Origin of the sequence: Brenneria populi (assembly GCF_036016195.1) — a bacterium.
In the GTDB taxonomy this organism is placed as follows: Bacteria; Pseudomonadota; Gammaproteobacteria; order Enterobacterales; family Enterobacteriaceae; genus Brenneria; species Brenneria populi.
Map to the genome: position 1 here is coordinate 1 of NZ_JAYWTM010000013.1, position 20510 is coordinate 20510.

16 protein-coding genes and 1 tRNA gene are annotated in these 20510 nt (G+C 57.4%); 11 read left to right on the plus strand and 6 right to left on the minus strand.

Annotated elements, in window-relative coordinates:
* The first annotated feature begins 28 nt into the window (after nt 1-28).
* Nucleotides 29-104: transfer RNA gene (locus VSX58_RS13930), tRNA-Trp, on the plus strand.
* A 19-nt stretch (nt 105-123) separates the two neighbouring features.
* On the opposite strand, the gene VSX58_RS13935 is transcribed toward VSX58_RS13930, so the two are convergent.
* Nucleotides 124-318, minus strand: a complete 195-nt coding sequence (locus tag VSX58_RS13935) for a hypothetical protein (RefSeq protein WP_327618623.1) — start codon at nt 316-318, stop codon at nt 124-126.
* A gap of 15 nt (nt 319-333) precedes the next feature.
* Nucleotides 334-1161: an HTH-type transcriptional regulator HdfR gene (gene hdfR / locus VSX58_RS13940; protein ID WP_327618624.1), complete on the minus strand. Its 828-nt coding sequence runs from the start codon at nt 1159-1161 to the stop codon at nt 334-336.
* A 119-nt stretch (nt 1162-1280) separates the two neighbouring features.
* Here hdfR and VSX58_RS13945 point away from each other — a divergent pair, with 119 nt between their 5' ends.
* Nucleotides 1281-1619, plus strand: coding sequence for a DUF413 domain-containing protein (locus VSX58_RS13945; protein ID WP_319606215.1), 339 nt, complete (start codon nt 1281-1283; stop codon nt 1617-1619).
* 126 nt (nt 1620-1745) lie between these two features.
* Here VSX58_RS13945 and VSX58_RS13950 read toward each other — a convergent pair whose 3' ends face one another.
* The gene (locus VSX58_RS13950; protein ID WP_327618625.1) at nt 1746-3272 is read right to left on the minus strand and encodes a YifB family Mg chelatase-like AAA ATPase; all 1527 of its coding nucleotides are present in this window, start codon (nt 3270-3272) and stop codon (nt 1746-1748) included.
* Nucleotides 3273-3766: 494 nt separating this feature from the next.
* On the opposite strand from VSX58_RS13950, the gene ilvL reads away from it, so the two are divergent.
* The 7 genes from ilvL to VSX58_RS13985 all read left to right on the plus strand — a co-directional run bounded on the left by ilvL (nt 3767) and on the right by VSX58_RS13985 (nt 11205).
* Nucleotides 3767-3865 (plus strand): ilv operon leader peptide, encoded by a 99-nt coding sequence (ilvL, locus tag VSX58_RS13955; RefSeq protein WP_071778504.1) that lies wholly within the window; start codon nt 3767-3769, stop codon nt 3863-3865.
* A 139-nt stretch (nt 3866-4004) separates the two neighbouring features.
* Nucleotides 4005-5651 carry an acetolactate synthase 2 catalytic subunit gene (gene ilvG / locus VSX58_RS13960; RefSeq protein WP_327618626.1) on the plus strand — a complete coding sequence of 549 codons (1647 nt, stop codon included), beginning with the start codon at nt 4005-4007 and terminating at the stop codon, nt 5649-5651.
* A 17-nt stretch (nt 5652-5668) separates the two neighbouring features.
* Nucleotides 5669-5932, plus strand: coding sequence for an acetolactate synthase 2 small subunit (ilvM, locus tag VSX58_RS13965; protein WP_327618627.1), 264 nt, complete (start codon nt 5669-5671; stop codon nt 5930-5932).
* A 25-nt stretch (nt 5933-5957) separates the two neighbouring features.
* Nucleotides 5958-6884: a branched-chain-amino-acid transaminase gene (ilvE, locus tag VSX58_RS13970; protein WP_327615615.1), complete on the plus strand. Its 927-nt coding sequence runs from the start codon at nt 5958-5960 to the stop codon at nt 6882-6884.
* Nucleotides 6885-6964: 80 nt separating this feature from the next.
* Nucleotides 6965-8815: a dihydroxy-acid dehydratase gene (gene ilvD, locus VSX58_RS13975; protein ID WP_327618628.1), complete on the plus strand. Its 1851-nt coding sequence runs from the start codon at nt 6965-6967 to the stop codon at nt 8813-8815.
* 2 nt (nt 8816-8817) lie between these two features.
* On the plus strand, nt 8818-10362 hold the full coding sequence (gene ilvA, locus VSX58_RS13980; protein WP_327618629.1) for a threonine ammonia-lyase, biosynthetic: 1545 nt from the start codon (nt 8818-8820) through the stop codon (nt 10360-10362).
* A 96-nt stretch (nt 10363-10458) separates the two neighbouring features.
* The gene (locus tag VSX58_RS13985) at nt 10459-11205 is read left to right on the plus strand and encodes a DUF2461 domain-containing protein (RefSeq protein ID WP_327618630.1); all 747 of its coding nucleotides are present in this window, start codon (nt 10459-10461) and stop codon (nt 11203-11205) included.
* A gap of 187 nt (nt 11206-11392) precedes the next feature.
* On the opposite strand, the gene VSX58_RS13990 is transcribed toward VSX58_RS13985, so the two are convergent.
* The gene (locus VSX58_RS13990) at nt 11393-11851 is read right to left on the minus strand and encodes a thermonuclease family protein (protein ID WP_327618631.1); all 459 of its coding nucleotides are present in this window, start codon (nt 11849-11851) and stop codon (nt 11393-11395) included.
* 70 nt (nt 11852-11921) lie between these two features.
* A complete protein-coding gene (gene ilvY / locus VSX58_RS13995; RefSeq protein WP_327618632.1) occupies nt 11922-12812 on the minus strand; it encodes an HTH-type transcriptional activator IlvY in 891 nt (296 codons plus the stop codon).
* A 168-nt stretch (nt 12813-12980) separates the two neighbouring features.
* Between ilvY and ilvC the strand changes: the two genes are divergently transcribed.
* Entirely contained in the window at nt 12981-14459 is a 1479-nt protein-coding gene (gene ilvC, locus VSX58_RS14000; RefSeq protein ID WP_327618633.1) for a ketol-acid reductoisomerase, read from the plus strand.
* Between the two features lie 129 nt (nt 14460-14588).
* On the opposite strand, the gene putP is transcribed toward ilvC, so the two are convergent.
* Nucleotides 14589-16073 (minus strand): sodium/proline symporter PutP, encoded by a 1485-nt coding sequence (putP, locus tag VSX58_RS14005; RefSeq protein WP_327618634.1) that lies wholly within the window; start codon nt 16071-16073, stop codon nt 14589-14591.
* Nucleotides 16074-16530: 457 nt separating this feature from the next.
* On the opposite strand from putP, the gene putA reads away from it, so the two are divergent.
* On the plus strand, nt 16531-20499 hold the full coding sequence (putA, locus tag VSX58_RS14010; protein ID WP_327618635.1) for a trifunctional transcriptional regulator/proline dehydrogenase/L-glutamate gamma-semialdehyde dehydrogenase: 3969 nt from the start codon (nt 16531-16533) through the stop codon (nt 20497-20499).
* Nucleotides 20500-20510: the final 11 nt, after the last annotated feature.

Below are 20510 nucleotides of genomic sequence, written 5' to 3' on the forward strand. Positions count from 1 at the left end.
GAGTCCCGTCCGTTCCGCCACCCTATTTAGGGGCGTAGTTCAATTGGTAGAGCACCGGTCTCCAAAACCGGGTGTTGGGAGTTCGAGTCTCTCCGCCCCTGCCAGATAAAAACCCTTCATATCTTATGAAGGGTTTTTTTTCGTTCCGATTTTTCCCCTCATCGCTTTTCCTCGCATAGCCTTTTTTATAATCCAATTTATATTTATCCCGGATTTCTTACATATTGTGAGCGATTTTTCTGCAGTATTTTTACGGTTATAAATTCCATTTTTGAGCGAAACTCCATTTTCCGCTTTGTCAGTTAAATCGATATACATAGAAATCCGCATCAATCATGTTGCGATCGCAATCGGTGTTTTTAGCAATTGTCGGATCAGCGATTGCTGATCGCTATTTTGCAGCCAGACGGCATAAAACGGACGTACAACGGGCGGGGTGTCATCTAAAATTTTTAGCTGGGCGTACTGTTGCGTCCAATGGCTGGGTAAAAAGGCACAGCCGCCGGTAGTGGTAAGCAACTGCCGAGTGAGATGCGCAGAGGTTGTTGTTAGCACGGGAACCATATCGCTGACCAACAGACGGCTTTCCTGCTGATGAAAGTCGGCGCCCCATTCCAGTTTGATATAGGGAAGTTTTGGGTCGCTTCCATGCTCCTCCGCGGCAAACAGGGAGAGTGAGAAATTGCCGAGCAGCTGGCTGGCCAACTCATCCATTTTGGGCTGCTCCGTCGTGATGAGCAGGTCCAACTGGCGTTCATGGAGTTGCTGTACCAGTGAGTGGCGCAGGGCGATGCGGGCTTCCAATTGCAGCATGGGGCGCTGCTGATAAAGCGCTTGCAACCACGGAGTCAGATATACTTCCCATAGCGAGGCGGTCGCGCCAATTGATAGGAGGCTATGCTGCTGCGAACGAACCACCTCTTTTTTGGCGAGTTGCCAGATGCCAATCAGGTTTTCCGCATAGGGTAAAAGCCGCTCACCCGCCGGCGTCAGACGAATATTATTGCGATGACGAGTAAATAAATTTGCCCCGAGTTGAGTTTCTAACTGACGGATGCGAAAACTGACAGCAGATTGCGTCAGGTAGAGAGATTCCGCGGCTCGACCAAAGTGTCTTGTCCTGCTGACTTCCAGAAAGGTTTTCAGTAATTCGGTATCCACGCCTATCTCCAAAAAAATTTGTCGTAATGATTTAAATGTTTTGTTTTACACCATGTCAAGCCTATCTAATACTCCGCGCCATAAACAGCACGACCATAAGAGAATCAGGAGCGTGTAAGATGGCGGAAAGCTTTTCTACTAATAACCGTTTTTTTGATAATAAGTTTTACCCACGTGGTTTTTCCCGGCACGGCGACTTTACCATTAAAGAAGCACAACTGCTGGAACGCCATGGTTATGCTTTTAACGAGCTAGATCTGGGTAAGCGTCAGCCGGCTACGGAGGAGGAGGTCCAGTTTGTTGCGATGTGCCGCGGCGAGCGTAAGGCTGAAACCGACATGGAAAAAATATGGTCTAAGTATATGGATCGTATTCGTCGTCCTAAGCGCTTTCACACGCTGTCTGGCGGTAAGCCGCAGATGGATGCGGTGGAAGAATACACCGAAAGCGACGACTAATAAAAATGGGGCGAAAGCCCCATTTTTATTGTCAGTCCTAAACACTTCCAGAGGAGAAGGAGGTTTTTCAGTTGTCGCCGTGAAACCATCTCTTAGCGATCGCTTCGGTATTGATACGACCTCCCGTTATGCCAGATTTTTGTGAAGCCGGATGAGCAACCGATCCATGCAGCGGTAGCTCAGCGCTTCGGCAAGGTGTTCCCTGAGTATCTCCGTTTGTCCGCTTAGATCGGCGATGGTGCGGGCAACTTTCAGTATCCTGTGCCAGGCTCGTACGGATAGCCCCAGTTTACTCATCACTTCTTCCAGATAGGCTGCGTCATCTACCGTCAGCCGACAATATTTTTCTATTTCGCCGGAGCCTAAGCGCGCATTAATTTTATTGGCCCGTTTAAGCTGTCTCTGCCGGGCGATGAGCACACGCTCTCTGACGACGGCGCTGCTTTCCCCCTGACAGGTTTGCTGGCGTAATATTCCCGGCGGCAGCAGTGGAACTTCAATGGAAATATCAAAACGATCCAAAAACGGGCCGGAGAGTTTGCTGAGATAGCGTAAAATCTGCTGCGCCGGCAGGCGGTTGTGAACGCCCTGATAGTGGCCGGAGGGGCTGGGGTTCATCGCCGCCACCAACTGGAATCGGGCCGGATAGCGAACTTTCGCCCGGGCGCGGGAGATAATAATCTCTCCCGACTCTAGCGGCTCGCGTAGCGAGTCTAAAACGCGTCGTTCGAACTCGGGTAGCTCGTCAAGGAACAGAATGCCGTTATGCGCCAGTGAGATCTCCCCCGGTTTAGGCAAAGAACCGCCGCCAACCAGCGCCGTCATAGATGCGCTATGGTGCGGCGCCCTGAATGGGCGGGTGCGCCACCGCGTTACCGTGGCGTCAATATTGATCAGGCTATTGATGGCCGCGCTTTCCAGCGCCTCCTCATCGCTCAGCGGGGGCATCAGATTACCCAGCCGGCTGGCCAACATAGTTTTTCCGGTTCCGGGGGGGCCGAGCAGTAGCAGGTTATGTCCTCCGGCGGCGGCGATCTCCAATGCCCGCTTGGCCTGTTCCTGGCCGATAATTTCTTGCAGGTCGGGTAGATCGCCGCCGGCCCGCTCTTCCTGCGGCTCACTACAGCAACTAAGAAGCGCGTCTTCACCTTGCAGAAATGCGCAAACCTGTAACAGATGGCCGGCCAGCAGCGCTTCTCCTTGAGGGATCATCGTCATTTCGTGTTTGTTGTCCTCGGGCAGAATTAACTGACGGCCTGATTTTATGGCTTCCAACGCAGCCGGGATCGCGCCGTTAACGGCGCGTAACGTACCTGAGAGGCCCAATTCGCCGAGAAACTCATAACGGGCCAACCTCTCTCCTTTGATTTGCTCTGAAGCGGCGAGAATGGCTAAGGCGATGGGGAGATCGTAACGTCCCCCTTCCTTGGGAAGGTCGGCCGGCGCCAGATTGACCGTAATCCGCTTGGCCGGGAATGCGAAACCGCAGTTGATGAGCGCGCTGCGTACACGGTCGCGCGCTTCTTTGACGGTCGTTTCCGGCAGGCCAACCAGCGTGAGGGCGGGTAATCCGCTGCTGATATGGACCTCAATGGATACATCCGGCGCCTGCACGCCAATCATTGCCCGAGTGTAGGTAACCGCCAGTGACATACTATTTCCCCTTGCGCGAAGAGCTTCATGATGCGCAATAACGCATGCCCAGGGGAGGAAGGGATAAGGCTTTTGCGCGGAGATCTTGGAAAATAGTTCGCTTTATCAATTTATTACTTTTGAGGTGCGAATCCTGTCGCAAAATAGGATGCGTAATATCGGCCGTGTTTACCCGTAATCCCGCCGTGCGGCTCGATATTGACGCCGACATCTTGCTAAGCAAACTGATATAATCATCGCCAACACCACCCGGTTGGGTCATGGCACGAGCTTTCCGCGTCGCTATTAACTTGTTAATTAATTGCCGAGTCGTTCAGATTCCCGATGAAAACGATATTTATCGCAACATCCGCTACCTGATGATTATATTCTACTTTTTGGTCGTTCTGGTTGTGCGTGACGGAAAAAAACTGAAAAAATTGTTGTCATATCATGCCTGATTATGGTAACTCTGTAGGCACTCGTTCGACAGTAGATTAATGAACACTCTATTTATGAAAGCCTTCTCCCTAGTGATTAGCCTAGTCGTGATTAGCGTGGTGGTGATTATTATCCCACCGTGCGGGGCAGCACTTGGACGACGAATGGCTTAAAAATCAAGCCCGATTCAAGAAAACCCCCGCACCGTAAGGTCGGGGGTTTTTTGTTGGGCGTAAATGAAAATGTAAGGGAACAGACGATGGTTGGTTGTATAAGGTTCTGTTATTCCCGCAAGATGTTGGGGAATTAACGATGACAGGGGCTCAGTGGGTGGTACAGACGTTGCGGGCGCAGGGAGTGGAAACCGTTTTTGGTTATCCCGGCGGCGCTATCATGCCGGTCTATGATGCACTTTACGACGGCGGCGTAGAACATCTACTGTGCCGTCACGAGCAGGGTGCAGCCATGGCGGCGATTGGCTATGCCCGGGCAACCGGTAAAGTCGGCGTGTGCATTGCGACGTCAGGCCCCGGCGCGACAAACCTGATTACCGGCCTGGCCGATGCGCTGCTGGATTCGGTTCCCGTTGTGGCCATCACCGGCCAGGTCGGATCCGCCTTTATCGGTACGGACGCTTTTCAGGAGATCGATGTATTAGGCCTGTCCCTGGCCTGTACCAAACACAGTTTTCTGGTGGAGTCGCTGGAGTCGCTGCCTGATGTGATGGCGGAGGCTTTCGCGATTGCCGGCAGCGGCCGCCCTGGGCCTGTACTGATCGATATTCCCAAGGATATTCAGCTGGCCGAAGGCGACTTCGCGCCGAAATTTTCGCCGGTCGATACCCTCTTTGATTTGCCGGCGCCAGAGATTGAAAAGGCCCGCGCGATGCTGGCCAGGGCGCAGAAGCCGGTATTGTATGTCGGCGGCGGGGTCGGCATGGCGCAGGCGGTTCCCGCTCTGCGGGAGTTTATCTCCACGACCGAGATGCCATCCGTTGCGACGTTGAAAGGGTTAGGGTGCGTGGATGCCGATCACCCCTATTATCTGGGTATGATTGGCATGCACGGCACGAAAGCGGCGAACCTGATGGTTCAGCAGTGCGATCTATTGATTGCGGTGGGCGCCCGCTTCGACGACCGGGTAACCGGTAAGCTGAATACCTTTGCGCCGCACGCCGGCGTTATCCATATGGATATCGACCCCGCCGAGATGGGTAAGCTGCGCCAGGCCAATGTCGCGCTGCGAGGGGATCTGAAAGCGTTGTTGCCCGCGCTGCAGCAGCCGCTGGACATCGAGGCGTGGCGGCGGCAGGCGATGGTGATGAAAGCCGAGTATCCGTGGCGCTACGACCATCCCGGACAGGCGATTTATGCGCCTGCGCTGCTGAAAGCCATCTCCGATCGCAAAGCGGCGAATACGATCGTGACGACGGATGTCGGCCAGCATCAGATGTGGACGGCCCAGCATATGGCGTTCACCCGTCCGGAGAATTTCATCACCTCCAGCGGGCTGGGCACGATGGGATTCGGCGTTCCCGCCGCCGTGGGAGCCCAGGTCGCCAGACCTGATGATATGGTGATCTGTATCTCGGGTGACGGCTCTTTTATGATGAATATTCAAGAGCTGGGCACCATCAAGCGAAAACGGTTACCGCTGAAGATTGTTCTGCTGGATAACCAAAGATTGGGGATGGTTCGACAGTGGCAACAGCTGTTTTTTGATCAACGCTATAGCGAAACCAACCTTTCCGATAACCCCGATTTCCTCAAGCTGGCAAGCGCCTTTGATATTCCAGGCCAGCGTATCAGCCGCAAAGACCAGATCGACGACGCGCTGGACGCCCTGTTCAACAGCGAAGGGCCTTACTTACTGCACGTTTCCATCGACGAATACGAGAATGTCTGGCCGTTGGTGCCGCCCGGCGCCGGTAATGAAACGATGTTGGATAGAACAGAATAATAGCCGGAGAACAGAGAATGACACACCATCAGGTATCCATTCAGGCCCGTTTTCGCCCAGAGGTTATGGAACGCGTATTACGCATTGTCCGTCACCGCGGTTTTCAGGTTTGCGCCATGAACATGACGCAAACCGCCAATGCCAACGATCGCATTAATATTGAGCTGACCGTTGCCAGTCATCGTCCGATAGATTTATTGTCGGCGCAGTTGAGTAAACTGCTGGATATTGCTTATGTTGAAATTCATCCAATAACGACATCTCAGCAGTTCAGCGCCTAACAAACAGAGAAAAGGAAAATAAGAAATGACCAAGAAAGCCGACTACATTTGGTTCAACGGGGAAATGGTTCCATGGGCGGACGCCAAAGTTCATGTGATGTCGCATGCCTTGCACTACGGCTCTTCCGTATTCGAAGGCATTCGTTGCTATGACACGAATAAAGGCCCGGCGGTGTTCCGTCACCGTGAACATATGCAGCGTCTGCATGACTCGGCGAAAATCTACCGCATGCCGCTGCAGCAGAGCGTTGATGAGCTGATGGAAGCCTGCCGCGAGACGCTGCGCAAGAATAATCTGACCGGCGCCTATATTCGCCCGCTGGTGTTTATCGGCGATGTCGGCATGGGGGTCAATCCGCCGGAGGGCTACAAGCCGGATGTGATCATCGCCGCGTTCCCCTGGGGCGCTTATTTGGGCGAGGATGCGCTGGATCAGGGCATTGACGCCATGGTGTCGTCCTGGAACCGCGCCGCGGCGAATACCATTCCCACCGCGGCGAAAGCGGGCGGAAACTATTTGTCCTCTCTGCTGGTGGGCAGCGAGGCGCGTCGCCATGGCTATCAGGAAGGGATCGCGCTGGATGTGCACGGCTACGTCTCCGAAGGCGCGGGCGAAAACCTGTTTGAAGTAAAAGACGGCATTCTGTTCACTCCGCCGTTCACCTCTTCCGCGCTGCCGGGCATCACGCGCGACGCCATCATCAAGCTGGCGAAAGATCTGGGCCTGGAGATCCGCGAACAGGTGCTGTCGCGTGAATCGCTCTATCTGGCCGACGAAGTCTTTATGTCCGGCACCGCCGCTGAAATTACGCCGGTTCGCAGCGTCGACGGCATTCAGGTCGGTATCGGCAAATGCGGGCCGGTGACGAAAAAACTACAACAGGCGTTCTTCGGCCTGTTTACCGGCAAAACGGAAGACAAATGGGGCTGGTTGGATCCGGTTAACCGTTAATCGACCCATAGTGACAGATAGATTCAGGTGATGGCGCGCTTCGCCATCACCCATAAAGTTAATACTGGAGTAACAAGAGTATGCCTAAGTACCGTTCAGCCACAACCACGCACGGCCGTAACATGGCCGGTGCCCGAGCCTTGTGGCGTGCCACCGGAATGACCGACAACGATTTTGGCAAGCCGATTATCGCGGTGGTTAACTCATTCACTCAGTTTGTACCCGGTCATGTGCATTTGCGCGATATGGGCAAACTGGTGGCCGAGCAGATCGAAGCCTCCGGCGGCGTGGCGAAAGAGTTCAATACGATTGCGGTTGATGACGGTATCGCTATGGGGCATGGCGGCATGCTCTATTCTCTGCCTTCGCGCGAATTGATCGCCGATTCGGTTGAATACATGGTGAACGCGCACTGCGCCGACGCCATGGTCTGCATTTCCAACTGCGACAAGATCACGCCGGGAATGATGATGGCCGCGCTGCGCCTGAACATTCCGGCGATTTTCGTCTCCGGCGGTCCGATGGAGGCGGGTAAAACCAAACTTTCCAATCAACTGATCAAGCTGGATCTGGTGGACGCCATGATCCAGGGCGCCAATCCGAACGTCAGCGATGCCGACAGCGAACAGATTGAACGTTCCGCCTGCCCGACTTGCGGCTCCTGTTCCGGAATGTTTACCGCCAACTCCATGAACTGTCTGACCGAAGCGCTGGGTCTGTCGCTGCCGGGCAACGGTTCGCTGCTGGCGACCCATGCCGATCGTAAAAATCTGTTCCTGAATGCCGGTACGCGTATTGTCGAGTTGGCTAAACGCTACTATGAACAGGATGATGAAAGCGTGCTGCCGCGCAGCATCGCCACCAAGTCGGCGTTCGAGAACGCCATGACGCTGGATATCGCCATGGGCGGGTCGACCAATACCGTTCTGCATCTGCTGGCTTCGGCGCAGGAAGGGGAAGTCGACTTTACGATGGAAGATATCGACCGACTGTCGCGTAAAGTTCCCCACCTGTGCAAGGTAGCGCCGAGCACACAGAAATATCATATGGAAGACGTCCACCGCGCCGGCGGGGTGATCGGGATTCTGGGCGAACTGGATCGCGCCGGCCTGTTGCATCACGATGTACGCAATGTCATGGGCAAAAGCCTGCAGGAAACCATCGCGGAATATGATGTGACGGTGACGCAAGACGACGGCGTGAAAAGCATGTACTCCGCGGGCCCGGCCGGTATCCGCACCACGCAGGCGTTCTCGCAGAGCTGCCGCTGGGATTCGCTGGACGTCGACCGTCAGGAAGGCTGTATCCGTTCCCGCGAGTTCGCCTATAGTCAGGACGGCGGTCTGGCCGTGCTGTACGGCAACCTGGCGCAAGACGGCTGTATCGTGAAGACGGCGGGCGTGGATAAAGGCAGCCTGGTATTCCGCGGTCCGGCGAAAGTTTACGAAAGTCAGGATGACGCGGTAGAGGCGATCCTGGGCGGCAAAGTGGTGGCGGGCGACGTCGTGGTTATCCGTTACGAAGGGCCGAAAGGCGGTCCGGGCATGCAGGAGATGCTGTACCCCACCAGTTTCCTGAAATCGATGGGATTGGGCAAAGCCTGCGCGCTGATCACCGACGGGCGTTTCTCCGGCGGGACTTCCGGCTTGTCTATCGGCCATGCGTCACCGGAAGCCGCCAGCGGCGGACTTATCGGCCTGGTGGAGGACGGCGATACGATCGCTATCGATATCCCCGGCCGCAGCATCGCGCTGGAGGTGCCGGAAAACACGCTGGCGAAGCGGCGTGACGCCGAGCTGGCGCGCGGCGACGCGGCCTGGACGCCGCGTCAGCGCAACCGGCAGGTCTCTTTCGCGCTACGCGCATACGCCAGCCTGGCGACCAGCGCCGATAAGGGCGCCGTCCGCGATAAAAGTAAGCTGGGAGGCTAACCATGGCAGTGTCTCAACCACTTCCCTCCGCCCCCTGCGGCGCGGAGTATCTGCGGGCGATTCTGCGCTCGCGGGTCTATGAAGTTACCCAGGCCACGCCGCTGGAAAAAATGGATAAGCTCTCTTCGCGGCTGGGCAATGTCATTCTGGTCAAGCGCGAAGACCGGCATGCGGTGCATAGCTTTAAGCTGCGCGGCGCCTACGCGATGATGGCCGGATTGAGCGACGAACAAAAATCCCACGGCGTGGTGACGGCGTCGGCGGGCAACCATGCGCAGGGCGTCGCGCTCTCCGCCAGCAAGCTTGGCATTAACTCGTTGATTGTTATGCCGGTTGCGACGGCGGATATTAAAGTCGATGCGGTGCGCGGTTTTGGCGGCGAAGTGCTGCTGCATGGCGCGAATTTTGATGAGGCAAAGGCCAAAGCCATCGAGCTGTCGCAGCAACAGCAGATGACTTTTCTACCGCCGTTCGATCATCCCGCCGTGATTGCCGGGCAGGGCACGCTGGCGCTGGAGCTGCTGCAGCAGGACGCGCATCTGGACCGGGTATTCGTGCCGGTCGGCGGCGGCGGTTTGGCGGCAGGCGTGGCGGTGCTGATCAAACAGTTGATGCCGCAAATCAAAGTCATCGGCGTGGAGGCGGAAGATTCAGCCTGCCTGCGCGCCGCGCTGGATGCGGGGCATCCGGTCGATCTGGCGCGCGTGGGGCTGTTTGCCGAAGGCGTGGCGGTGAAACGCATCGGCGATGAAACGTTCCGCCTGTGCCGCGAATACCTCGACGACGTGATCACCGTCGACAGCGACGCCATCTGCGCGGCGGTCAAGGATCTGTTCGAGGACGTGCGGGCGATTGCCGAACCTTCCGGCGCGCTGGCGCTGGCGGGAATGAAGAAATATATCCAGCAGCATCAGATTCAGGGTGAGCGTCTGGCGCATGTCTTGTCCGGCGCCAACGTCAACTTTCACGGTCTGCGCTATGTGTCCGAACGCTGTGAACTGGGCGAACAGCGCGAAGCCTTGCTGGCGGTGACGATCCCGGAGAAGAAGGGCAGCTTTCTCAAGTTCTGCCAGCTGCTGGGCGGCCGTTTCGTTACCGAGTTCAACTACCGCTATGCGAATGAAAAAGAGGCCTGCATTTTTGTCGGGGTGCGTCTGGCGCGCGGCCATGCCGAGCGTAAAGAGATCATCAGCGAGCTGACCGCGGGCGGCTATGAGGTTATGGACCTGTCCGATGATGAGATGGCCAAGCTGCATGTGCGCTATATGGTGGGGGGACGACCGTCGAAACCGCTGACGGAAAGGCTGTATAGCTTCGAGTTTCCCGAGTCGCCGGGCGCGCTGCTGAAGTTCCTGAACACCCTGGGCACGCACTGGAATATTTCCTTGTTCCACTATCGCAGCCACGGTATGGATTTTGGCCGGGTGCTGGCGGCGTTTGAGCGCGAAGATCGCGATCCGGCGTTCGAGAGACACCTGCACGATCTGGGCTACGAATGTCACGATGAAACCAATAATCCCGCGTTTCGTTTCTTTCTAGCGGGCTAGTCGCTGAGGCTCATCGCGCTCCCGGTGGCGTTTCGCCGCCGGGAGCGCTATCGTTACGTCATTCGACAGGCAACGCTGATGATGTAATACGATACGATGACGACGCATTTCAATGGCTTTTCCCAGCAGGGATTGACGTTTCTCCAGCAGGTACGTCAACAGAATGATAAAACGTGGTTCGACGAACACCGCCCGGTTTATGAAAAGGCGCTGCTAACGCCGTTTCGCGCGCTGGTGGAGGCGCTAAGCCTGACCATGCTGCCTATCGACGAGCAGTTTGAAACGCGTCCGGCGATCGGCAAAACGCTCTCCCGTATTCACCGCGACACCCGCTTTTCCCACGATAAGTCACGCTATCGCAGCCAGATGTGGCTGACCTTCAAACGCACCCGTAAAGACTGGACGGATGCGCCGTCCTATTTTTTTGAGATCGCGCCGGACGTCTGGCGTTATGGCCTGGGCTATTACAGCGCCACGCGTAATACGATGGACCTGTTTCGTCAAACGGTGCGCGGCAATCCGCGGCGTTTCCTTGAGGTGGCGGGGTGTTTACAGGATCGGTTCCTCCTGGAGGGCGAAAGTTATAAACGTCCGCTGAGTAAAGATCTGCCGGCCGAAGTGGCTGACTGGTATAACCGTAAATCGTTCGCCGCCGTTTATACCAGTCAGGATATGGAACCGCTGTTCTCCGGCGATTTGGCGGCGACGTTGGCGCAGGGCTTCGCCCAGCTTGAGCCGCTTTACCATTACCTGATGAATATCGAAACCATGAAGAGGGCGGCGCAGGAGACGGAGAGCCCGGAGCGGCAAGCGTTCTCTGCGCACCAATGGTTTGAACGGTAAGGCCGAACGGTTAAGCGTAACGCCGATCGTTTAAGTATCGAGATACACGGGGCGACCATAGGGGTGAGGCGTCCCTACGGGAACCTCCCCCTATGTTTCCCCTAAAAATGAGCTTAAGTGAACAGCATTAGAACAGTTAAGCGCGGCTCTTTTCTTCAGGGCGGCTACGGCGGGAAACGGCGGACCGTCAGCGCGTCCGGCGGTATATCCAGGGCGCTTGAGGATCGGGGTGGCGCCACAGGCCCAGCCGCTCGCGGCGCGCCGCGTTTTCATGGCGCATCAGCTCCCGGTCGCCGCGCTGGTATTTGTATACCCACGCCTGGCCGTCGCGCAGCAGGCTCACATTGATATTGGCGTTGCGGTAATAGACCGTCCCCAGGTAGCGATGGTAGCGATCTTTTTCATCATATCGCACCCTGACCCATTTCCCGCCGATGCGCCTCTCCAGCGCGCGGCGGGCATCCTTACCGTAGGGCTGGCGGTATTCCGGCGCGTCGATGCCCAGCATGCGGATACGGTGGTCGACGCCGTTCTGGCGCACCACGATGGTGTCGCCGTCGACCACCTGCACCACCTTGCCGGCGATCGTCGCCGCCAGCGCGGGGCCGGAAAACAGTAGTAGCAAAGCCAGTAGATTCGATTTCATCAATGCTTTCCCGCAAAACGGCGGCTATCGGCGATGCGGCCGGGTTTACAAACCGCGCTGTGTGAAGATATCACGATTTATCCTGCAGCGTTTCCCAGAAGGCCGCGATCGGCGGCTCATTGAGGCGTTTTTTCTGCACGCAGACGCCGAGTTCAAACGGCTCCATCCCCTGTTCGGCAAAAATGGAGACGCGATTGCGTACCGGCTCCGGGCTGTTTTCCAGCACTACGTCCGGGATGAGCGCGATGCCGCAGCCCAATGCGACCATCGACACCATCGCCTCGTGGCCCGATACGGTGGCGTAGATTTGCGGATTAGTGAGATGCTGGCGGCGAAACCACAGGTCGATACGCTTACGCACCGGGCCATGCTCCGGCAGAATAAACGGGATCTGCGCCCAGTCGGGGTCGGATTGCCCGACCTGCGCCCGGACCGGACAAGGCAGCGCGGGGACGATCAGCACCAGCGGGATTTGGCCGATCGGCATAAAATCGACGCTGGCGGGCAAGGTCTCCGGATGCCCGGCGATGCCCAAATCGGCCTCGTTTGATTGGACTTTATCGACGGCGTCGGCGGCGTCGCCGGTCGTCAGTTTGATTTCCACCAGCGGATGTTCCGCGCGGAAACGATCCAGAATCGGCGGTAGGTGGCTGTAGGCCGCGGTAACGGAGCAAAAAATCCGTAGTTCGCCGCTTAACGACGGCCCGCTCTGGCCGACGGCGTGGCGTAATTGCTGGTATTGCAGCAGCGTTTGCTGGGCGAATAGCTTGAGACGCTCGCCCGCGTCGGTTAGCTGCACCGTGCGGTTGTCGCGCTGGAACAGCGTTTGGCCGATCTCATCCTCCAGCCGTTGAATCTGGCGCGACAGCGTGGAGGGGCTGATGTGCATCGCTTTGGCCGTACGGCCGAAATGCCGGTTTTCGGCTAAATGGAGAAAGAGTTTGAGATCACGTAGATCCATGCGATGCGAACCTCGCTTTTATCTTGCAGATCTTGCAATATGACGTTGTTAATATATCAATTTAAGCAATGCATTTCCTGTCATATCATTGACGTCATATATAGTTTCCCGACGGTGGGGAAGCTTTTTCAGCATAACAGACAAACAAAACATCATACGGAGTACCACATGGCTAACTATTTCAACACATTGAACCTGCGCCAGCAGCTGGCGCAATTAGGTCAGTGTCGTTTTATGGGACGTGACGAATTCGCCGATGAAGCGGGCTACCTGAAAGGTAAAAAAGTGGTGATCGTCGGCTGTGGCGCACAGGGCCTGAACCAGGGGCTGAACATGCGTGATTCCGGTTTGGATATCGCTTATGCGCTGCGCCAGGAGGCGATTGCCGAGAAACGCGCGTCATGGCGTAAAGCGACCGAAAACGGTTTCACGGTCGGAACCTATGAAGAGCTGATTCCGCAGGCGGACCTGGTCGTTAACCTGACGCCGGACAAACAGCACTCCGCCGTGGTCAAAGCGGTTCAGCCGCTGATGAAACAGGGCGCGGCGCTGGGCTATTCGCACGGTTTCAACATCGTTGAAGTGGGCGAACAGATCCGTAAAGATATCACCGTGGTGATGGTGGCGCCGAAGTGCCCGGGTACGGAAGTGCGCGAAGAGTACAAACGCGGCTTCGGCGTGCCGACGCTGATCGCGGTTCACCCGGAAAACGATCCGCAGGGCGAAGGCATGGCGATCGCCAAAGCCTGGGCCGCGGCAACCGGCGGTCACCGCGCCGGCGTGCTGCAATCCTCTTTCGTCGCTGAAGTGAAGTCCGACCTGATGGGCGAACAGACTATCCTGTGCGGCATGTTGCAGGCGGGCTCTCTGCTGTGCTTCGACAAGCTGGTCGCAGACGGCGCCGATGCGGCCTATGCGGAAAAACTGATTCAGTTTGGTTGGGAAACCGTGACCGAAGCGCTGAAACAGGGCGGCATCACGCTGATGATGGATCGGTTGTCCAATCCGGCCAAGCTGCGCGCCTATGCGCTGTCTGAACAGCTGAAATCCATCATGGCGCCGCTGTTCCAGAAACATATGGACGACATCATTTCCGGTGAATTCTCCAGCGGCATGATGGCCGACTGGGCGAACGATGACGTTAAATTGCTGACCTGGCGTGAAGAGACCGGCAAAACCGCATTTGAGAATGCGCCGCAGTTTGACGGTAAAATCGACGAGCAGGAATACTTCGATAACGGCGTGCTGATGATCGCGATGGCGAAAGCCGGTGTTGAACTGGCGTTTGAAACTATGGTGAGCTCCGGCATCATCGCAGAGTCCGCTTACTATGAATCGCTGCACGAACTGCCGCTGATCGCCAATACCATCGCGCGTAAACGCCTGTATGAAATGAACGTGGTTATCTCCGATACGGCTGAATACGGCAACTACCTGTTCGCCAACGCGGCGGTGCCGCTGCTGAAAGAGAAATTCATGTCTTCTCTGCAGCCTGGCGATTTGGGTAAATCCGTTGCGGCGACGGCCGTTGATAACGCGCAGCTGCGCGATGTCAATGAAGCCATCCGCAACCATCCTATCGAAGCGGTCGGCCGCAAGCTGCGCGGCTACATGACGGATATGAAGCGTATCGCCGTCGCCGGTTGATCCTGCCTCGACCAATAACCAAAAAAGCACAGCTCGGCTGTGCTTTTTTTATGTCGTTACGCCACGGAATATAGCGTGCAGCGTCATTCCCGCCGGCCCGCGGGACTACGCGGGCGAGGGAGATTGATTTCACACCGATTTAAATTCCGCCTCCGCCTTATGGAAGCGCTCGGTTATCGCGTCTGACGGCGCTTTGCCCATCAGGCTGACGATAAGGATGGTCAGGCAGTTAAACAGGAAACCGGGAATAATTTCATACAGCCCCAGCCAGCCATAGTGTTTCCAGATAAGCACGGTGGCGGCGCCGACAATCATCCCGAACAGCGCGCCGTTGCGCGTCATGCGCGGCCAGAGCAGCGAAATCAGAATTACCGGCCCAAAAGCCGCGCCAAAGCCGGCCCAGGCGTAGCTCACCAGACCCAGCACCCGGTTTTCCGGATTGGCCGACAGGACGATGGCGATCGCGGCCACCAACAGCACCATGGCTCTGCCGACCCACACCAGCTCTTTCTGGCTGGCGTTTTTACGCAGGAAGGGTTTATATAAATCTTCGGTGATGGCGCTGGAGCACACCAGCAGCTGGCAGCTCAGGGTGCTCATGACCGCGGCCAGAATCGCGGACAGCAGCACGCCGGCGATCCACGGATTGAATAGCAGCATCGAGAGTTCGATAAACACCCGTTCGCTGTTGTGCGAAACGCTGCCCGCCTGTTCAGGATTGTTATTGAAATAGGCGATGCCGAAGAACCCCACCGTCACCGCGCCGGCCAGGCACAGCACCATCCAGGTCATGCTGATGCGGCGCGCGCTGCGGATGGTGCGGTGGGAGTCGGCCGCCATAAAGCGGGCGAGAATGTGCGGCTGGCCGAAATAGCCCAGCCCCCAGCCCATTAGCGAAATGATGGCGACGAAATTCAGCCCCTTGAACATATCCAGATTGGCGGGATTTTTCGCTTCAATCACCACGAACGAGCTATCGATCCCGCCCAGCGACAGAATCACCATAACCGGCGTCAGGATCAGCGCGAAAATCATCAGGCTGGCCTGGACGGTATCGGTCCAGCTTACCGCCAGAAAGCCGCCGATAAAGGTATAGGCGATGGTGGCGGCGGCGCCGGCCCATAATGCGGCGTCATAGCTCATGTCGAAAGTGCTTTCGAACAGACGCGCGCCGGCAACGACACCGGATGCGCAGTAAATGGTGAAAAAGATCAGGATAACCAGCGCGGAAATCACGCGCAGCAACTTGCTGGCGTCTTCAAAGCGGTGCGTGAAATAGTCGGGCAGCGTTAGCGCGTTGTGGTTGATTTCGGTGTGAACGCGCAGGCGGCCGGCGACCCAGAGCCAGTTTAGGTAAGCGCCGATCGTCAGGCCGATGGCGATCCAACTTTCCGATATGCCGGAGATGAAAACGGCGCCGGGCAGCCCCATCAGCAGCCAGCCGCTCATATCCGATGCGCCGGCGGAGAGCGCGGTGACCAGGCTCCCCATTTTGCGCCCGCCCAGAATATAGTCGCCAAAGTTGTTGGTCGCCCGGTAAGCAAACAGGCCGATCAGTACCATCCCGAAGATATACACCAAAAAGGTCACCAGCATAGGCGTGCTCATTGTCATTCAATTCTCCACTTTCATTATTATTCGCACACCCTTTACGGTGCGATTTGTCTTTTGCCATTCTGGCCGGAACGGGGCGCAGAAATGGAAATCTTTGGTTGCGATAGGTGCCACCTTTGCGGATGACCCTAGGTTATCCTAGCTGATGGATTTCTGTACCATCAATATTCTTAACATATGAATTACATATTCCTCTTGCTATATCACATTCCCTGCGCTGATTTTTTAAAAAGCCGTAATATTCCGCCGTCCCGGCGCCATAAAGTTATAAATAACCACTTGTTATAGAGTGTTTTTTCTATTTTCCGGTCATCCGCTTTTGACGTCTCCGGATTCAACATCTATCGACGCGAGAGGCGGCACTGCGCTTTTCTGATTTAACAAGGTTGCACAAAGTTGCAACATGATCGATATTGATAAAGACTATACATATTCTTCAGTTTCAGGAGTGAGGCGAATGGGTTCTACCACGATGGGCGTTAAACTCGACGAGGCAACGCGCGAGCGTATCAAAGCCGCCGCGCAGCGTATTGATCGCACGCCGCACTGGCTGATCAAGCAAGCCATTTTTCATTATCTCGAACGCCTTGAGTGCGGCGTCGACACGCCTGAAATACCGCAATCGGCTCTGCCGAGCCATATTGAAGCGGAAGAGATTATGCCGCAATCTCAGGAAGAAGAAACCCATCAACCCTTTCTTGATTTCGCGGAACAGGTGCTTCCCCAATCCGTGATCCGCGCCGCCATCACGTCCGCCTATCGCCGTCCCGAAACTGAATTGGTGCCCATTTTATACGAACAGGCGAAACTTCCCGACGATATGACGAAATTGACGCAAAAAATGGCGCACGATCTGGCGGAAAAACTGCGCGCGCAGAAAACGGGAAATGGCCGGGCCGGCATCGTACAAGGGCTGCTGCAGGAGTTTTCGCTCTCTTCGCAGGAGGGCGTGGCGCTGATGTGTCTGGCCGAGGCGTTGTTGCGTATTCCGGATAAATCCACGCGCGACGCCCTGATTCGCGACAAAATCAGCCGCGGCAATTGGCAGGCTCATCTCGGTCATAGCTCGTCGCTGTTTGTGAATGCGGCGACTTGGGGATTGCTGTTTACCGGCAAACTGGTGGCGACGCACAACGAAGCAAACCTATCCAACTCGCTTAACCGGATTATCGGCAAAAGCGGAGAGCCGCTGATCCGCAAAGGCGTCGACATGGCGATGCGGCTGATGGGCGAGCAGTTCGTCACCGGGGAAACCATCGGCGAGGCGTTGGCGAACGCGCGCCATTTGGAAACGCAAGGCTTCCGCTATTCTTACGACATGCTGGGCGAGGCGGCGTTGACCGAAAAAGACGCGGCCGCTTATTTGACGGCGTACCAGCAGGCGATTCACGCCATCGGTAAGGCGTCGAACGGGCGCGGTATTTACGAAGGGCCGGGCATCTCCATCAAGCTGTCGGCGCTGCACCCGCGTTACAGCCGGGCGCAGTATGATCGGGTGATGACCGAGCTGTATCCGCGTTTAGCATCGTTGACGCTGCTGGCGCGGCAGTATGACATCGGCATCAATATCGACGCGGAAGAGGCCGATCGGTTGGAGATCTCGCTCGATCTGCTGGAAAAACTCTGTCTTGATCCGCAATTGGCGGGCTGGAACGGTATCGGATTCGTCATTCAGGCGTATCAAAAGCGTTGTCCGTTCGTGATTGACGCGGTGATCGATATCGCGCAGCGCAGCCGCCGTCGGTTGATGGTGCGTCTGGTGAAAGGCGCGTACTGGGACAGCGAAATAAAACGCGCCCAGGTCGATGGATTGGAGGGCTACCCGGTCTATACGCGCAAGGTCTATACCGATGTGTCTTATCTGGCCTGCGCGCGCAAACTCCTGGCCGTGCCGAATCTGATTTATCCGCAGTTCGCCACGCATAACGCGCAAACGTTAAGCGCGATCTACCATATGGCGGGCAACAATTATTACCCCGGTCAGTATGAGTTTCAGTGCTTGCATGGCATGGGAGAACCGCTGTATGAGCAGGTGGTGGGCCGCGTCGCCGACGGCAAACTGAACCGCCCTTGCCGTATTTACGCCCCGGTCGGAACGCACGAAACGCTATTGGCTTATCTGGTGCGGCGCCTGTTGGAGAACGGCGCGAATACCTCGTTCGTCAACCGTATCGCGGATACGTCTCTGGCGTTGGACGCGCTGGTGGCCGACCCGGTCGACGAGGTGGCGGCGCTGGCGGCGGCGGAAGGGCGGATGGGGCTGCCTCATCCCCGCATTCCGTCGCCGCGTCAGCTTTACGGCAAAACGCGGCTGAATTCCAGCGGCCTGGATCTTTCCAATGAACACCGTTTGGCGTCGTTATCCAGCGCGCTATTGATCGGCGCGGCGCAGCCGTGGCGCGCCGCGCCGGCGATCGACGGCGATATTGACTCCGGCGAGGAGAAGCCGGTGCTGAATCCGGCGGATGCCCGCGACGTTGTGGGCTATGTCCGCGACGCATCCGGTTCGGACGTCGCGCGAGCGGTAGAGGCGTCCGTGAATACCGGCGCGATCTGGTTCGCGACGCCGCCCGAAGAACGCGCGGCGGTATTGAACGCCGCCGCGTCGCTGATGGAAAACCAATTGCAAAGTCTGCTGGGGCTGCTGGTGCGTGAAGCCGGCAAAACCTTCAGCAATGCGATTGCGGAAGTGCGCGAAGCGGTGGACTTTTTACGCTATTACGCCGCGCAGGCGCGGGGAACGTTCGCCAACGACTCGCACCGCCCGCTCGGGCCGGTGGTCTGCATCAGCCCGTGGAATTTCCCGCTGGCGATTTTTACCGGGCAGGTATCCGCCGCGCTGGCGGCCGGCAACAGCGTGCTGGCGAAACCGGCGGAACAGACGCCGCTGATCGCCGCGCAGGCGGTACGCATTTTACGGGAAGCCGGGGTGCCGGATGGAGTGTTGCAACTGTTGCCGGGTCAGGGGGAAACCGTCGGCGCGGCGCTGGTGAACGACGAACGGGTGCGCGGCGTGGTGTTTACCGGTTCGACGGCCGTCGCCAAAATCCTGCAACGCGCTATCGCCGGGCGGCTCGATCCGCAGGGACGTCCGACGCCGCTGATCGCCGAAACCGGCGGGCTGAACGCCATGATCGTCGATTCCTCCGCGCTGACGGAACAGGTGGTCAACGACGTTATCGCCTCCGCGTTCGACAGCGCAGGCCAACGTTGTTCGGCGTTGCGCATTTTGTGTCTGCAAGAAGAGATCGCGGATCATACGCTGGAGATGCTGCGCGGCGCGATGGCGGAGTGCCAATTGGGCAATCCCGAACGGCTCTCCACCGATATCGGGCCGCTGATCGATGCTGAGGCGAAAGACAACGTCGAACGGCATATTCAGACGATGCGGGCGAAAGGGCGCCGCGTATTCCAGGCGGCGCGGCGGCAGGATGCGCCGCCATTGCGGCACGGACACTTCGTGCCGCCGACGTTGATCGAACTGGAAAGTATCGATGGACTGGAAAAAGAGATCTTCGGACCGGTGCTGCATGTGGTGCGTTATCAAAGCCAGCGCCTGGACGCGCTGATCGATCAAATTAACGCCGCGGGATACGGTTTGACGCTGGGCGTGCATACGCGAATCGATGAAACCATCCAGCGCGTGACGAGCCGGGCGAAGGTGGGCAATCAGTATGTGAACCGCAATATGGTGGGCGCGGTGGTCGGCGTGCAACCGTTTGGCGGCGAGGGGCTATCGGGAACCGGACCGAAAGCGGGCGGGCCGCTGTATCTCTATCGCCTTCTGGCTCAGCGAACGGATGATGAGGTTATCGAGGGTCTGGCGAATCAGGACGGCGAACAGCCGCCGGCGAGCGCCGCCCGACAACCGCTGCTGGCGGGGTTGCGCGCGCTGGAAACGTGGGCCGTCGCCGAGGAACGCCGCAATCTGGCGACGCTATGCCAGCGTTACGGCGAGCAAAGTCTGGTCGGCGTCACCCTCGAGTTGCCCGGCCCGACGGGCGAGCGCAACACCTATACGCTGACGCCGCGCGGTCAAATTTTGTGTCTGGCCGACGGCGATGACGACAGACTGACGCAGGCGGCCGCGGTGCTGGCGACGGGCGGGCGGATTCTGTGGCCGCACGCCGAGCGGGAAAATGCGTTGTATGCGCGTTTTCCCGCGGAGGTGCAATCGCGCATCGCGTTTACGCAGGACTGGCGGCAGGAAGGGGCGCATATCGACGGGGTGATCCATCACGGCGATGCGGATCGGCTGCGCCGGATCGACGAGACGCTTGCCGCCTGGGATGGCGCGATTATCCCGCTATTGGGCCGCGAGCGCGGCGATAGCCGCATTCCGTTGGAGCGGTTGCTGCATGAGCGCTCGCTGAGCGTCAATACGGCGGCGGCGGGCGGCAACGCCAGCCTGATGACCATCGGTTGACCGTCCGTGCC

Excerpts from the sequence above, each read along its gene's own strand:
- putP (WP_327618634.1), bottom strand. The coding sequence starts at position 16,073 with ATGACAATGAGCACGCCTATGCTGGTGACCTTTTTGGTGTATATCTTC.
- VSX58_RS13935 (WP_327618623.1), bottom strand. The coding sequence starts at position 318 with ATGTATATCGATTTAACTGACAAAGCGGAAAATGGAGTTTCGCTCAAA.
- putA (WP_327618635.1), top strand. The coding sequence starts at position 16,531 with ATGGGTTCTACCACGATGGGCGTTAAACTCGACGAGGCAACGCGCGAG.
- VSX58_RS13950 (WP_327618625.1), bottom strand. The coding sequence starts at position 3,272 with ATGTCACTGGCGGTTACCTACACTCGGGCAATGATTGGCGTGCAGGCG.
- ilvE (WP_327615615.1), top strand. The coding sequence starts at position 5,958 with ATGACCAAGAAAGCCGACTACATTTGGTTCAACGGGGAAATGGTTCCA.
- ilvM (WP_327618627.1), top strand. The coding sequence starts at position 5,669 with ATGACACACCATCAGGTATCCATTCAGGCCCGTTTTCGCCCAGAGGTT.
- VSX58_RS13985 (WP_327618630.1), top strand. The coding sequence starts at position 10,459 with ATGACGACGCATTTCAATGGCTTTTCCCAGCAGGGATTGACGTTTCTC.
- ilvL (WP_071778504.1), top strand. The coding sequence starts at position 3,767 with ATGAAAGCCTTCTCCCTAGTGATTAGCCTAGTCGTGATTAGCGTGGTG.
- VSX58_RS13990 (WP_327618631.1), bottom strand. The coding sequence starts at position 11,851 with ATGAAATCGAATCTACTGGCTTTGCTACTACTGTTTTCCGGCCCCGCG.
- ilvA (WP_327618629.1), top strand. The coding sequence starts at position 8,818 with ATGGCAGTGTCTCAACCACTTCCCTCCGCCCCCTGCGGCGCGGAGTAT.
- ilvC (WP_327618633.1), top strand. The coding sequence starts at position 12,981 with ATGGCTAACTATTTCAACACATTGAACCTGCGCCAGCAGCTGGCGCAA.
- ilvD (WP_327618628.1), top strand. The coding sequence starts at position 6,965 with ATGCCTAAGTACCGTTCAGCCACAACCACGCACGGCCGTAACATGGCC.
- ilvY (WP_327618632.1), bottom strand. The coding sequence starts at position 12,812 with ATGGATCTACGTGATCTCAAACTCTTTCTCCATTTAGCCGAAAACCGG.
- VSX58_RS13945 (WP_319606215.1), top strand. The coding sequence starts at position 1,281 with ATGGCGGAAAGCTTTTCTACTAATAACCGTTTTTTTGATAATAAGTTT.
- ilvG (WP_327618626.1), top strand. The coding sequence starts at position 4,005 with ATGACAGGGGCTCAGTGGGTGGTACAGACGTTGCGGGCGCAGGGAGTG.